General features: G+C 53.1%; 14 protein-coding genes and 2 tRNA genes. 7 read left to right on the plus strand and 9 right to left on the minus strand.

The features are described 5' to 3' along the window. Positions 1-11 precede the first annotated feature (11 nt). Both DYC63_RS02640 and DYC63_RS02645 read left to right on the plus strand, forming a co-directional pair. A complete protein-coding gene (locus tag DYC63_RS02640) occupies positions 12-1,535 on the plus strand; it encodes an AbgT family transporter (protein WP_115217811.1) in 1,524 nt (507 codons plus the stop codon). Positions 1,536-1,800: 265 nt separating this feature from the next. Further along, positions 1,801-3,108 carry an amidohydrolase gene (locus tag DYC63_RS02645; RefSeq protein ID WP_115217812.1) on the plus strand — a complete coding sequence of 436 codons (1,308 nt, stop codon included), beginning with the start codon at positions 1,801-1,803 and terminating at the stop codon, positions 3,106-3,108. A gap of 201 nt (positions 3,109-3,309) precedes the next feature. Here DYC63_RS02645 and DYC63_RS02650 read toward each other — a convergent pair. The 9 genes from DYC63_RS02650 to DYC63_RS02690 all read right to left on the minus strand — a co-directional run bounded on the left by DYC63_RS02650 (position 3,310) and on the right by DYC63_RS02690 (position 9,047). Continuing rightward, a tRNA-Cys gene (locus DYC63_RS02650) sits at positions 3,310-3,383 on the minus strand. A 47-nt stretch (positions 3,384-3,430) separates the two neighbouring features. Beyond that, positions 3,431-3,505: transfer RNA gene (locus DYC63_RS02655), tRNA-Gly, on the minus strand. A 330-nt stretch (positions 3,506-3,835) separates the two neighbouring features. Further along, positions 3,836-4,477 (minus strand): SMI1/KNR4 family protein, encoded by a 642-nt coding sequence (locus tag DYC63_RS02660; RefSeq protein WP_172459379.1) that lies wholly within the window; start codon positions 4,475-4,477, stop codon positions 3,836-3,838. Between the two features lie 69 nt (positions 4,478-4,546). Next, positions 4,547-5,941 (minus strand): dihydroxyacetone kinase phosphoryl donor subunit DhaM, encoded by a 1,395-nt coding sequence (gene dhaM / locus DYC63_RS02665; protein ID WP_115217814.1) that lies wholly within the window; start codon positions 5,939-5,941, stop codon positions 4,547-4,549. After that, on the minus strand, positions 5,938-6,564 hold the full coding sequence (gene dhaL, locus DYC63_RS02670) for a dihydroxyacetone kinase subunit DhaL (protein ID WP_218564520.1): 627 nt from the start codon (positions 6,562-6,564) through the stop codon (positions 5,938-5,940). The genes dhaM and dhaL overlap by 4 nt, the downstream gene beginning before the upstream one ends. Positions 6,565-6,662: 98 nt before the next feature. After that, the gene (locus DYC63_RS02675; RefSeq protein ID WP_172459380.1) at positions 6,663-7,166 is read right to left on the minus strand and encodes a DUF2726 domain-containing protein; all 504 of its coding nucleotides are present in this window, start codon (positions 7,164-7,166) and stop codon (positions 6,663-6,665) included. Between the two features lie 40 nt (positions 7,167-7,206). Continuing rightward, a complete protein-coding gene (locus DYC63_RS02680) occupies positions 7,207-7,938 on the minus strand; it encodes a UDP-2,3-diacylglucosamine diphosphatase (protein ID WP_115217817.1) in 732 nt (243 codons plus the stop codon). A 2-nt stretch (positions 7,939-7,940) separates the two neighbouring features. Further along, complete coding sequence (locus tag DYC63_RS02685) at positions 7,941-8,432, minus strand: peptidylprolyl isomerase (RefSeq protein WP_115217818.1); 492 nt, start codon at positions 8,430-8,432, stop codon at positions 7,941-7,943. A gap of 18 nt (positions 8,433-8,450) precedes the next feature. Next, a complete protein-coding gene (locus DYC63_RS02690; RefSeq protein WP_342769713.1) occupies positions 8,451-9,047 on the minus strand; it encodes a peptidylprolyl isomerase in 597 nt (198 codons plus the stop codon). A 66-nt stretch (positions 9,048-9,113) separates the two neighbouring features. Here DYC63_RS02690 and cysS point away from each other — a divergent pair, with 66 nt between their 5' ends. The 5 genes from cysS (at position 9,114) to DYC63_RS02715 (ending at position 14,170) form a co-directional block, all read left to right on the plus strand. Continuing rightward, positions 9,114-10,481: a cysteine--tRNA ligase gene (cysS, locus tag DYC63_RS02695; protein WP_115217819.1), complete on the plus strand. Its 1,368-nt coding sequence runs from the start codon at positions 9,114-9,116 to the stop codon at positions 10,479-10,481. A 137-nt stretch (positions 10,482-10,618) separates the two neighbouring features. Next, positions 10,619-11,506, plus strand: a complete 888-nt coding sequence (locus DYC63_RS02700; RefSeq protein WP_115217820.1) for a siderophore ABC transporter substrate-binding protein — start codon at positions 10,619-10,621, stop codon at positions 11,504-11,506. A gap of 14 nt (positions 11,507-11,520) precedes the next feature. After that, on the plus strand, positions 11,521-12,468 hold the full coding sequence (locus DYC63_RS02705) for an iron chelate uptake ABC transporter family permease subunit (protein ID WP_115217821.1): 948 nt from the start codon (positions 11,521-11,523) through the stop codon (positions 12,466-12,468). Then, on the plus strand, positions 12,468-13,418 hold the full coding sequence (locus tag DYC63_RS02710) for an iron chelate uptake ABC transporter family permease subunit (protein WP_115217822.1): 951 nt from the start codon (positions 12,468-12,470) through the stop codon (positions 13,416-13,418). Before DYC63_RS02705 ends, DYC63_RS02710 begins: the two co-directional genes overlap by 1 nt. After that, entirely contained in the window at positions 13,415-14,170 is a 756-nt protein-coding gene (locus DYC63_RS02715; RefSeq protein WP_115217823.1) for an iron ABC transporter ATP-binding protein, read from the plus strand. Before DYC63_RS02710 ends, DYC63_RS02715 begins: the two co-directional genes overlap by 4 nt. Positions 14,171-14,178: the final 8 nt, after the last annotated feature.

Here is a 14,178-nt window from a genome sequence, read left to right on the forward strand (position 1 = left end):
GAGATTCCTCGATGACAGAAACTAAAACCAAACAAGGGTTTTTCAACCGCTTTCTCAATGCGGTGGAATTTATAGGCAATAAACTGCCCAACCCTTTCATGCTCTTTGTCTATTTGACCTTAATCGTCATGCTCGCCTCATGGTTGATGAGCAGTCAGGGCTTATCCGTCGTCCACCCCGGCAAAGGCGAAGTGCTGCCGATTAAAAACCTCATTTCCGGCGAAGGCGTGGAATACATGCTGACCTCGCTGCTGAAAAACTTCACCGGTTTTGCCCCCCTAGGCTTGGTGCTGGTTATGATGATGGGTATCGGGCTGACGGAAAAAGTCGGCTTGTTCGACTACGCCATCCGCCGTTCCATCATGCGTTCTCCGCCTGCCCTGCTGACCTATTCGATAGCCTTTGTCGGCATTATGGGCAATATCGCCTCGGATGCCGCTATGCTCCTGATTCCGCCGATTGCGGCAATGGTTTTTTATAAAGTCGGGCGTCATCCTTTGGCAGGCTTGGCAGTCGGCTATGCCGCCTCCAGCGCCGGCTTTACCGCCAACCTTTTCATTGCCGGCACCGATGCGCTCTTGGCGGGCATATCTACCCAAGCGGCAAAAATCGTGGATACCAATATTGAAGTCACACCTGTTGCCAACTGGTATTTCAACATCGCCTCCGTCTTTATGCTGACCTTATTGGCAGGCTTTATTACCACCCGCATTATCGAGCCGCGCTTAGGGCGCTATGAAGGCGAAGAAGTGCACGTGGAAATGGAAGAAGACTCGCCCAAAGCACCTAAAGCCCTGCGCAATGCCTGCATTGCCGGCTTGATGTACATTGTCTTTTTCACGGTAGCGATTGTGATGGAAGGCAGCATTCTGCGCAATCCCGACTTCAGCCTGACCCCGCAACCGCTCTTCCTCAAAGGCATTATTCCGATTCTGTTCGGCTTCTTTCTGATTGTCGGCGTTACCTACGGTATTACCATCGGCAAAATCAAATCCAGCAATGACATGGTCAATTACATGAGCGAAAGCGTGCGCGATTTGGCAGGCTACATCGTCTTGATTTTCGTCATCGCGCAATTTATCGCCTTCTTCACCTGGTCGAACATCGGCACATGGATTGCGGTCAACGGCGCCAGCTTCCTCAAAGACATCAACTTCACCGGCATCGAGCTGATTATCGCCTACATCATCTTTACCGCTTCCCTGAACTTTATGATTACCTCGGGTTCGGCGAAATGGGCATTGGAAGCGCCGGTCTTCATTCCGATGTTTATGGCATTGGGCTACAACCCCGGCTTCGTGCAAGCTGCCTATCGGATTGCCGACTCCTCCACCAACATCATCACGCCGCTGATGCCTTACATGGTCATTATCCTGACCTTTATGCAGAAATACGACAAACGCGCGGGCATCGGCACCCTCATCTCCCTGATGCTGCCCTACTCGCTGATCTTCCTCGCCAGCTGGATTGTGCTGATACTCATCTTCTTCTATCTCGGCATTCCCTTCGGGCCCGGCGTCGGCGCGCACCTCTAAAATCATTCCCCTCTGCGGAGGGGAATCTTATTTGTAAGGAATCAATATGTTTCAACACACAGAGCGACACATAAAGCATCGCTCTGTGTGTTGCCCTGAATTGGAAGAGGTTACACCTCTTCCACAAGATTATAGTCTCTTAACTTCAAAATGAGATTATTCTAAGCGCTTCTCCTGACAAAATATGTATCTCTAAGTCTCATTTTGAAGTTAAGGTACTATATCCTCCCTAAAGGGAGGGGTTTCAACCAGTAAGGAAATTTTGATGAACGATAATCTCAAACAACAACTCATCGCTTGGCGGCGCGATTTTCACCGCCACCCCGAACAAGGCTTTTTGGAAATGCGCACCGCCTCCCGCATCGCGGCAGAACTACATCAACTCGGCTACGCATTGCGCCTCGGGCGCGAAGTGATGCGCGAAGACGCCATCATGGGCAAACCTGATGCCGCTACCACCGCCGCCCATGCCGAATGGGCATTGGCAAACGGCGCACAGCCTGAATTTTTTGCCCATTTCAAAGACGGCTTTACCGCCGTCGTCGCCGAACTGGATACCGGCAAAAGCGGACCGACAACCGCTTTCCGCGTCGATATGGACGCCCTACCGATTCTCGAAAGCAGCGAAGCGGCACACCGTCCGCAGCAACTGGGCTTCCGCTCGATTAAGGAAGGCTCGATGCACGCCTGCGCCCATGACGGACACAGTGCCATGGGGCTGGCGCTGGCGCATCTCATCATGCAAAACAAAGACCGCCTCTGCGGCAAACTGCGCCTAATTTTCCAACCCGCCGAAGAAGGCGTGCGCGGCGCAAAATCCATGGTCGAGGCAGGCGTTGTCGATGATGCCGACTACTTCATCGCCGTCCATCTCGGCACGGGCGTTGCCCACCGGCATTTTGTCGCCGCCTCCAGCGGCTTCCTCGCCACCTCTAAATTGGACGTGCAATTCAAAGGCGTCGCCGCCCATGCCGGTGCCGCGCCGCAGGAAGGCAAAAACGCCCTGCTCGCCGCCGCGACCGCCGCGCTGAATCTGCACGCCATCTCGCGCCACAGCGCGGGTGCATCGCGCATCAACGTCGGCGAACTGCATGCCGGCAACGGACGCAACATCATCGCCAACCATGCCAGTCTAAAAATCGAAACCCGCGGCGCCGATGCCGAAGTCAATGACTATGTGGAAGCCCAAGCACGGCGCATCATCGCCGCCGCCGCGGATATGTACGCGCTGGAATACGACATCCGACTGGTCGGCAGCAGCATTCATTGCCAACCCAGCCCCGCACTGGCAAAACGTCTCGCCGCCCTTGCCACCCAATCGCCCCATTTCAGCCATGTGATTGAAGAAGAAAGCAGCTCGCTGGGCTCGGAAGACGCCGCTTACTTCGTGCAACGCGTGCAAGACCGAGGCGGCGAAGCCAGCTACTGCATCGTCGGCACCGAACTCGCCGCCGGACACCATCACGAACGCTTCGACATCCATGAAGACTCGCTGATTGCCGGCGTCGACATCCTCTTCCGCGCCGCCTGCGACATCAACGCACTCAAATATAGTACCTTAACTTCAAAATGAGACTTAGAGATACACATTTTGTCAGGAGAAGCGCTTAGAATAATCTCATTTTGAAGTTAAGAGACTATAAAAAAGCCCATGCGCAAGCATGAGTGAAAAAGCGCAACAGCACCGCCGCATTCACTGCCGCGGTGCTTTTTACGCCTTGAATTGTCAAACCAATAAAAAAAGCGACTTAAATAAGTCGCTTTTTGGGTATAGTGGAGGCTGGGGCCGGAATCGAACCGGCGTCCGCGGATTTGCAATCCGATGCATGGCCACTTTGCTACCCAGCCAATGTGAGTTGATTAAAAAAGCCGCATCTCTGCGGCTTTTTGGAATTTGGAGCGGGAAACGAGGCTCGAACTCGCGACCCCAACCTTGGCAAGGTTGTGCTCTACCACTGAGCTATTCCCGCGTTGTGGGGGCGCATTTTAAGCAGCTTGCCGCAGACTGTCAAACTTTTTTTTACACCCCGACAAAGAAATTAGATAAACCCATGATATTTCTTAGCCAGAAATGAAAAAAAACCTTTGCGACAAGTCCAAAAAACATAAGACATACGGAGATTTTGCCAGTCCGGATTCCGCATCGCAGCAAATACCGCCCTTTGAGATCGTGATTCTCGAGAAGAAAGACGGCGGGGCGCAGCAGTTTTCCAGCCTCGAAGTGCTGCAGCGTTTACGGCTACAGATGTTTATAGTCGAAGAATTGAAAAAGTATTACGGACTTGGCTCACCGCCTTGTATTACTTTTCCACTTCTCCGTCTATATTCGGAAAAATGTAGTCAATAAAAGGAAAATTGGCTGCCATGAGGCCTTGCAAATAGGCATCAAAACTATCCGCCAATACCCTGATTTCTTCGTCATAGTAAAAATATACGAATACTTGCCCGACACTTCCCTTCTCAGAGGGGGAAAAATCAATGAATAAATCCGCAGGTTTGTCTTGGCTAAAAACGGCAGCAAAGTATAAGCAATTTAATTCTTCTGCTTTATCAGTGACTTTATCATCAATATCGCGTCCCCAAGGCGGAACGACGTCGCCGTTTATATATAATTTCAAATTATTCAGCATACCGTTATTGAGCATTTCATCGCTGCTGTTTAAATAACAGGCACTATCAAAATGTTCAAATTTATCATATGGATCCCACAAAGGATAGCCGAACAAATAGCCGTCAAGATATTCGTCGTTTTTTGAGCCGTCGCAGAATCTCAGCAATTCAATTAAGGATGCCGGTATCAGCGGAAATGTATTCCGCAATTGCTGTATCCGACGCTCATCTGCGCCTTTGGCATGACGAATAAAATTCTGCCAATAATCCGCATAATCACTGTTTATATAGCGCTGCTCTATATGCGCCAAATAGCGTTGCACGATAGACATGGGCATTTCCTCAGAACAATAGTGGACACAGCGCTGCCGTGATCATGCGGCAGCGCTACGGTTTTCAGATTAAATATCCAAGCAGTATCGGCTACCGCTTGGCACATCCGCGATTTCTAGCGGCCATTCGGGCAGATAGGCGATGCCTCTGCCTTGGCAGCATAGGGCGGCATGGCTGCTGCTGTTGCCTTCGCGCAGGCAAACGGCTTTAACGTGCGCAGGCAGTTCCAGCACTTGCGAGACCAGCAGTTCTTCCAAGACCCAAATCGCATCTTCGCTGCTGTCCGCCGTATAGTGCGGACGGGCAATGCCCGCCAAGGCGAATGCCATTTCCACGGCAAGATCGACGATATCGGCGTCGCGCGCGCGCAGATAGGGGTCGCTGAGCGATTGGAAATCCGCCTGCGCGGCGGCGCAGCTGGATTGCCATGCCTGCGCCAGATGCGTGCCTTGCTCGAGCAGGTCTTGCGCCTGCATGACAAGGTCTTCCAGTAAAAAGGCGTGGGCGGCAAAGATTTCCGCCAGTTCGGCATTAAGGATTTGCTCGGCTTGGCTTTGTCGCGCCTGTAGAGCAGCTTTGCTGTGGGCGGCGGCTTGGGCCAGTTTGTCCTGCGCCGCCTTGCCTTCAAGGGCGGGAATTTCCGGCAAGGCAATGGCGGCTTTGCGCTCGATGATGCCGCAAATGCGGCGTTTATCTGCCGCGGGCGACGGATTGGCGGGCGCGCTTGCGCTGCTCTCTATTTTGTCGCCGAAATGCTGCGCGGCAAGTTCGGCAAAGCAAGCAAGGGCGGCGGCGGCGTCTTTGCCGTCGGCATGCAGGATGACGTCTTCGCCGTGGCGCACTTGCAAGGCGGCGATTTCATTCAGGCTGCGGGCATCGGCAAAGCGTCCGTTTTTCTCCAAAATCAGTTTGGCATCAAAATCGCGCAGAGCAGCAACGATGCGTGCGGCAGGGCGGGCGTGCAAGCCCTGTGCCGGTTCGACGCGCACGCTGATGCGCTGCGCCTGTTCGACGAGCGCGGCATTGTCGGCGGTGCTTTGCGTCGCTTCGGCGGCGGTGTATCCGAGTTCGCTTTCTTTGCTTTTGAGGGCGCCGGCGGCTTCGCTCAATACGCTGTCGCGGTCGGCACCGTTGGCGGCGGCAATCGCGGCGCTAATCGCCCCTTCGACTAAGGGCGCGGCGGCGATGCTCGTTTTGGCGGCAATTTCCGGTTCAAGTAAATCCAGCGCAGTTTGCGCGCTTAAGATGGCGCTGCCCAAGTCCACGAGAATGACGACGCCTTCGTCGCTCATCAGGCTTTCGACCGCGCTCATGATTTTGACGGCGTCCGTGCCGATGGGGTGCTCGGGGTCGTCCACGCCGGCGGCAAGCGCAAGCGGGCAATTCGGCGCCATTTCGCGGATTAAATCGCCCAAGCCTTCGGCGATTTTAGGGCTGTGCGAGACTAAGACAATGCCGATCATGCCTGCACCGCTTTGGCTAATGCCGCAATGATGATGGCGGTGGAAGCGGCGCCGGGGTCTTTGTGTCCGATGCTGCGTTCGTTGAGATAGCTGGCGCGTCCTTTTTTGGCGAGCAGGGGAATGGTGGCTTCGGCGGCGGCTTCGGCGCGTTGCTGCGCTTGTTTTAGGGCTTCTGTGAGGTCGCCCTCAGCAGGCAGTCCGCTTAAATAGTCGCTGACCGGCAGCCAGACGTCGCACATGGTTTTGTCGCCCGCTTCGGCGCGTCCGCGGCTGATGATGCCTTGTGTACCGGCTTGGAAGAGGGCGGCGAGATCGCCTAGGGCGAGGCTGCTTTTATCGCCGACGGCTTGCGCGGCTTTGATGAAGAAGGTGCCGTAGAGCGGGCCGCTGGCGCCGCCGACGCTGGAGAGCAGGGTCATGCCTGTGGTTTTCAGAACGTCGGCAAGACCGAGTTCGCCTGCGCTTGCTAGTTTTTCCGAAACTTTGCCGAAGCCGCGCGCCATGTTCAAGCCGTGATCCGCATCGCCGATTTCGCGGTCGAGATCGGTTAAGAGATCTTGGGCGGCGTGCAGGTCTTGGTCGCAATGGTTCAGCCAGTCGCGTAATACTTGAGCAGTAATCATGAGGTTCTCCATAGTGTGAAAAGTGAAAGTATAGATATTGTGCCGTTTAAGGCGCATATTCTCGGCATGATTTTTTACATCTTATTGTTTTTCATTGCTTATAAACGACTAAAATGTTGCTGACAGACTTGAAAAACCTCTTGATAGACTCGCGCGCCGTTCGTAATGACAGACACATACTCAATACCTGCGCTGCCGAGCGCCGATTGTTTAATCTGATCGCGCTGCTCCGCATGATTGCCATAATGCCCTGAGCCGTGGATTTCAATTGCCATGACAGGATTAAATTGCGCATCCGTCAGCAGAAAATCCACGCGTTTGGACATAATATCTTTGTAAAGCCGATAATCTTGGTGTCTAAGAATTTCGCCAAGCGATACCTGTGCAAAAACACGCAGTTTTCTCTCGGCTCCGGCATCTAAAATGGCTTTATAGGCTTGTTTTTCCGTTTCATTTAATAAAGACTGTTTCCGATAACCGCCGCCTTGCACGCGTTGTGCTTGCAAGGCATAGAAATCCTTCTTCCCTTTTAGGGATTTAGCAATAAAAACCATACACAAAACAATAGCAATCAACAGCACCGCCATCGTTTTGATATTCATAAATGCGTCCATAGTACTTCTTCGGTGATAAAGAATGATTTCAAAGTATCAGCTCGCACATGGCAAAATCCATTTGCAGTTCTTCCTCATCGGCTTGCAATCTTAATATTTCGCCCTGCGGCCGCCAGTCGCCCAAAACAATGCGCTGTCGCCCCTTTTCAAGCGCATGCACGCAAGGGCGGTGCGTATGTCCGTGAATCAAAACATCCGCCTGATAACGCTGCATCATTTCCTGCAGGGCGGCAGCGTTTACGTCCATAATCTCTGCGCTTTTTGCCGCGGTACGCTCACGGCTTTGGCGGCGCAAAAAGGCGGCAATCCGCCGCGCTAATGCTCGCGGCACGCAAGCCGCAAAGCGGTAAAAATAACGATGACGCAGAATGCGGCGCATTTTCTGATAGGCGATATCGTCCGTGCATAGCAAATCGCCGTGCATGAGCAAAAGTGTTTTTCCTGCGTATTCAAAACAATACACATCAGGCAATAAATTCATGCCCGAACGCGTGCAATATGCTGCCGCCAAAAGAAAATCACGGTTGCCGCGTTGGAAAAAGACCGGACAGAGAAGACTCAAAGCGCGAATTTCCTCGGCAATGCGACAAGCCAATTCATCTGCCAGCGCATCGCCTAACCAAGCATCAAATAAATCGCCCAAAATAAACACCGCCTCAGGCTTATCTGCTTTGAGGCGGTGCAGGCAGGCTTGAAAAGCCGCCGTGATGTCCGGTGTTTTTTCGCTCAAATGCACATCGGCAAGAAAAAACACCGCCATATTTACAGCACTTCTGCGCGTTCGATGATGATATCTTCTGTCGGCACATCGCTGTGATAGCCCATGCGCCCTGTTTTCACGGTCGCAATCGCATCAACTACGTCCATGCCTGCCACGACTTTGCCGAACACCGCATAGCCCCAGCCTTGCAGAGATTTGTCGCTATGATTTAAAAAATCATTGTCTTTCAGATTGATAAAAAATTGCGCACTGGCAGAATGCGGGTCTTGGGTACGCGCCATAGCAATGGTACCGCGGTCATTTTTCAGCCCGTTATCCGCCTCATTTTCAATCGAAGGACGCGTAGCTTTCTCTTTCAATCCCGGCTCCATACCACCGCCCTGAATCATAAAATTGGGAATCACGCGGTGGAAAATCACGCCGTTATAAAAACCTTCTTCTACATATTGTTGGAAGTTTTGCGCGGTTTTCGGCGCCTGCTCGAAATCAAGCTCGATATCGATAATGCCTTTGTTGGTATGAAAACGAATCATATATGCTCCTTTAAAAAATTACGGTGTTTTGCTGCTGTCTGCGGCGCTTGCTTCCTCAGCGTTCAATTGTTCGATGATGCTGACCGATTCAATCACTATCGGCTTGGTCGGCACATCTTGCGCAAAAGGTCCTGCCGCCACCGTGGCGGTATTGGCGATTTTATCCACGACTTCCATGCCTTCCACGACTTGTCCGAAGACGGTATAGCCGTAATTATCCGTGCCGCCGGCATTCAAGAAATGATTATCCACTTGATTGATAAAGAATTGCGAAGTGGCGGAATGTGGGTCCTGCGTACGCGCCATAGCAATCGTGCCGCGCAGGTTTTTCAAACCGTTCTGCGCTTCATTGGCAATCGGGCCGCGCGTAGGACGTTTGGCATAATCGCTGTCGTAGCCGCCGCCCTGAATCATAAAACCTTTAATCACGCGATGAAAAATCGTGCCGGCATAATAGTCGTCTTTGACATATTGCAGAAAATTCGCCACCGTCTTCGGCGCTTCATTCTCATTTAATTCCAAAAGGATAGTCCCTTCCGTGGTGCGCATTTCCACCCAAGGCGCGGCATGCGCCGCCGCCGATAAAGCCAATACCAATAAGCAAACCTTACGCATAATCGAACCTGTCTTTGTTAAAATGACCGCTTATACTATCAAAATCGCTTAAGAACAGGAATGAATATGCACGCTGCGCTGCGCTTATATAATAGTCTCACTCGAGAAAAAGAACTCTATCAACCGCTGGTTGCAGGCAAAACCGGCATGTATGTCTGCGGCATGACGGTGTATGACTTCTGCCATATCGGGCATGCGCGTGTGATGGTCGTCTTCGATACCCTCGCCCGCCATCTGCGCGCCAGCGGTTACGATTTACGCTATGTGCGCAATATCACCGATATCGACGACAAAATTATCGCACGTGCGGCGGAAAACGGCGAAAGCATCGAGCAATTAACTGCCCGCTTTATTGCCGCCATGCATGAGGACGAAGCCGCGCTCGGCTGCCAACGTCCCGATCTTGAACCCAAAGCCACCGAGAGCATTGCCGCCATGCAGACATTAATCGCTACGCTGATTGAAAAAGGCTATGCCTATGCGGCGGAAAACGGCGACGTGTATTACCGCGTCCGCCAATTTGCCGATTACGGCAAACTTGCCAACCGCAGCCTTGAAGATTTACGCGCCGGCGAACGCATCGCCATCAACGAAGCCAAAGAAGATCCGCTGGATTTCGTGCTGTGGAAAGCCGCCAAAGCCGGCGAACCCAGTTGGGACAGCCCTTGGGGAGCAGGTCGCCCCGGCTGGCATATCGAATGCAGCGCCATGAGCAACCAAAGTCTCGGCGAACATTTCGACATTCACGGCGGCGGCATGGATTTGAAATTCCCGCACCACGAATGCGAAATCGCGCAAAGCGAAGGGGCTTGCGGACACCGCCACGTCAACTATTGGGTTCACAACGGCTTTGTGCAAATCGACAATGAAAAAATGAGCAAATCGCTGGGCAATTTCTTTACCGTGCGCGACGTATTAAAGCAATACAAAGGCGAAGTCATCCGCTTTTTCATGCTGCAAACCCACTACCGCGCACCGCTCAACTATTCCGATGCCGGCTTGAACGAAGCCAAAAAAGCCCTGACGCGCCTGTATTCCGCCTTAGACGGCAAAACTTGCGAAGCGGAAATCGATGCGCAAAGCCTGAACGCCTTCTGCGCCGCGATGAACGACGACCTCAACACCGTCAAAGCCCTTTCTGTCCTCTTTGAACTGGCGCGCCGCATCAACAGCGGCGAAAACGCGCTTGCCGCCACCCTAAAACACTTGGGCGCAAGACTGGGCATTTTGCAAGAAGACGCCGCCGTCTTTTTAAAAGGCGAAGCGAGTAGCTGCGCATTAGATGCCGCCGCCATCGAAGCATTGATTGCCGAGCGTGCCGCCGCCAAAGCCGCTAAAAACTATGTCCGCGCGGACGAAATCCGTCAGCAGCTTGCCGAACAGGGCGTGATACTCAAAGACAGCCCGACAGGCTGCGAATGGTCTTATCAATAAGGAAAGCCGCTGATACAGCGGCTTTTTTCTTGTCAGGAAAAATCATTTAAAAATAATTTCCAAGATAGGTTTTACTTGCTTTAGATAATGCGAGCCAATATCATTAGCTCTCTTTTTTAGACCGATAAGAGGTTACTATGTTGCGTAAAAGCCTTGCCGCCGTCATCTTAGCGGCAGCCATTCCGAGCTTTGCCCTGCCTGTACATACCGCGCGCGGCGACGTTGAGATTAGCGAAATGCCGAAAGTCATTGCCGCCTACGATCCCGGCATTATCGATACCTTGACCGCCTTGGGCGTGAAAGTCGATGCCATGCCCGACATGAAAGAAGACACCCTCAAAGACGCCAAAACCGTCGGCACATTATTCGAGCCGGATTTGGAAGCCTTGGCGGCAGTCAAGCCGGATTTGATTTTTGTCGGCGTGCGCAGCGCTAAAAAATTCGACGACGTCAGCCGCGTCGCCCCGACCGTGGATTTAACCTTAGATAATAAAAACGCTTACGAACAAGCGATTGCACGGATGCAGAATTTGGGCGAATTGTTCGGCAAACAGGAAGAAGCCCAAGCCCTGACGGAAAAACTCCATGCCCTGCGTGATGAAACCAAAGCATTGGCGAAAGGTCAGGGTAAAGTTTTAGCGGTATTAGTCAACGGTCCGAAACTTTCCATTTACGGCAAAGATTCACGTATCGGCTGGATTGAACCGACTTTGGGCTTGGAACTTTTAGATAAAGTTAAAACCACCGAAGGGCACGGCAATCCTATTTCCTTTGAATACATCGCCGAAAACAATCCCGATTGGATTTTCGTGATTGACCGCGCGGCAGCAATCGGCGCGCAAGACCTTGAACCGGCACAAAAAGTTTTAGACACGCCTTTGGTTAAGAATACCAATGCCGGCAAAAACGACCGTATCGTGTATTTAAATCCGCGCAACATCTATATTTCCGTCGGTGGCATCAGCGCATTAGAACAAAGCCTGACTGAAATCCGTGATGCCCTGAAAGCCAAAGGCGGCAAATAAGGCATTGCCCATCGATGCGTAAATTTATCGCCGCTCCGCGAGCCGCCGTCGCTTCAGCGATTGTCGCTTTAGCGGTGCTGGTTTATCTGTCTGTGCATACAGGCGTGGTTCAAGACAGCCGTTTCGGCGACGAAGTCTTTTTCATCAGCCGCCTACCGCGCACCCTTGCCGTATTATTAAGCGGCGCGGGCTTGGCGGTGGGCGGTTTAGTGATGCAAATGATTGTGCACAACCGCTTTGTCGAACCCAATACCACTGGCACGAGCGAGGGCGCGGCAATCGGACTATTGATTAGCATGATCTTCTTTAATCAATGGCCTTTATTCGCGCGCATGGGCTTTGCCAGCCTCTGCGCCATGCTCAGCATGTTTGCCTTTATTCGCCTTGCCCGCGCCCTACCTTTTAAAGACCCGCTGCTGCTGCCGCTGGTCGGCATGATTTACGCCGGCATTCTCGAAGCTGGCATGACTTTTTTTGCTTATCAATACGAACTCTTGCAAGTCCTGCAAGTCTGGACGAACGGCGATTTTTCCGCCGTCTTAAACGGACGCTATGAATGGCTGTGGGGCTGCGCCCTGCTCATCGCATTGCTCTATTTGCTTGCCGATCAACTCAGTATCATCGGCATGGGCGAAAAAGCCAGCCATTCCCTCGGTTTGAATTACCGCCAATTAGTAGTCATCGGCATCTTACTGGTTGCCATGATGACCGCTTTCATCGTCTCCACCGTCGGCATGATTGCCTTTTTGGGTTTACTTGTACCTAATATCGTGCGGCGTTTTTGCGGCGACCATCTGCGCCAAGCCCTGCCTTGGGTGGCATGGACGGGCGCGGCTTTATTATTACTATGCGACTTACTGGCGCGCACCGTCAATGCGCCCTATGAAATCCCCGTCAGCCTGATTTACGGCACCCTCGGCTCGGGCTTATTCCTGTTCCTACTCTTAAAGCGAGGCGCATAATGCCGGCATCACACCGTCGCCTATGGATTTGCGCCGCGATAGCCCTGCTGCTCGCCCTGCTGTTTTGGCTTTATCCTAAAAATCTCAGCCTCTTTGCCCTGCAAATCCGCGCGGAAAAACTCGCCGTGATTGCCCTACTCTCGATTTGCGGCGGCGTATCCACCTTAGTTTTCCAAACCCTCAGCGGCAACCGCCTGCTCACGCCGCAACTCATGGGCATCGACGGCATTTACCGCCTCCTGCAAGCCTCGCTAATCCTGTTGGTCGGCGCACCGCTGTACACGCAACTCTCGCCCTATGCCAAATTCGGACTCAGCGCTATCATCTCCATGCTCGTTTCCAGCTTTTTCTTCATTTATCTACTGGACAGACTGCGCGGCGACCTGTTCCGTCTCCTGCTTATCGGCGTGATTTTTTCCGGCTTCTGCCGCGCCATGAGCGGCTTTATCGGGCGCATGCTCGACCCGCTTGCCTATGCCGTCTATCAAAGCGCCAGTTTCGCCCAACTCAGCCAAGCCCGCGTCGAACTCATCGGCATTGCCGCCCTGCCCTGCCTGCTCAGCTGCGCCTTTCTCTGGAAAATGCGCCATGAATTGGACGTGCTGGCATTAGGCCGCGACAGTGCCATCAATCTCGGTCTGCCCTATTTACGCTGCGTCATGTTCGCCATGTTGGCGCTCTCGCTCCTCGTTGCCATTGCCACCGCACTCGTCGGACCAATGCTCTTTTTCGGACTGCTTGCCAGCGCCCTGACCTACCGCCTCTTCCCCTGCGTACAACACGGCATACTCATTCCTGCCGTCGCCCTTATCTCCTTCTGCATCTTACTCGGCGGACAACTGGTTTTCGAACGTCTGCTCAATATGGCAGGCACACTCAGCATCGCCGTGGAATTTATCGGCGGACTGCTCTTCTTAGTCCTCATTCTGCGCAAGGCGAAACAAACATGATTGAAATCCGCAACGTCGATTACCACATCGACAAAAAACCCATTTTACAGCCCATTTCCCTCGACCTGCCCGAGCGCCAACTCATCGCCCTCATCGGGCCGAACGGCGCCGGCAAAAGCACCCTGCTCTCGCTCATTGCCCGCCTCAATACGCTACAAAACGGCGACATCATCATTGACGGCAAAAACATCCGCCACACCGACACGTGCGAACTCGCCAAACACATCGCCATCTTCCAGCAACACACGCAAATCATGAGCCGCCTGCGCGTACGCGAACTCCTCATCATGGCACGCTTTCCCTACCATCGCGGCTGGCCCAAAGCCCAAGATCGCGACATCTGCGCGCGCATCTTGCAAGAATTCAGCCTTGAAAACATCGCCGACCGCTTTTTAGACACCCTCTCGGGCGGACAACGCCAACGCACCCTCGCCGCTATGGTCTTCGCCCAAGACACCCCCACCATCCTGCTGGACGAACCGCTGAACAACCTCGACATGCGCCATGCCAGAGAACTCATGCTCATCTTGCGCCGCGCCGTCGACGAACAAGGCAAACGCGTCGTACTCGTCCTGCATGATGTGAACTACGCCGCCCGCTACGCCGATTACGTCGTCGCCATGGCGAAAGGACAAATCCGTCACCACGGCAGCACCGCCGAAGTCCTGACCGCAGAGCGGCTCTCGGCGCTCTACCAAATCCCCGTTGACACGCTTGAACACCAAGCGCAACGCCTTTGTCTTTACTACTAATAGGAAAA

Source organism: Suttonella indologenes, assembly GCF_900460215.1.
GTDB lineage: Bacteria > Pseudomonadota > Gammaproteobacteria > Cardiobacteriales > Cardiobacteriaceae > Suttonella > Suttonella indologenes.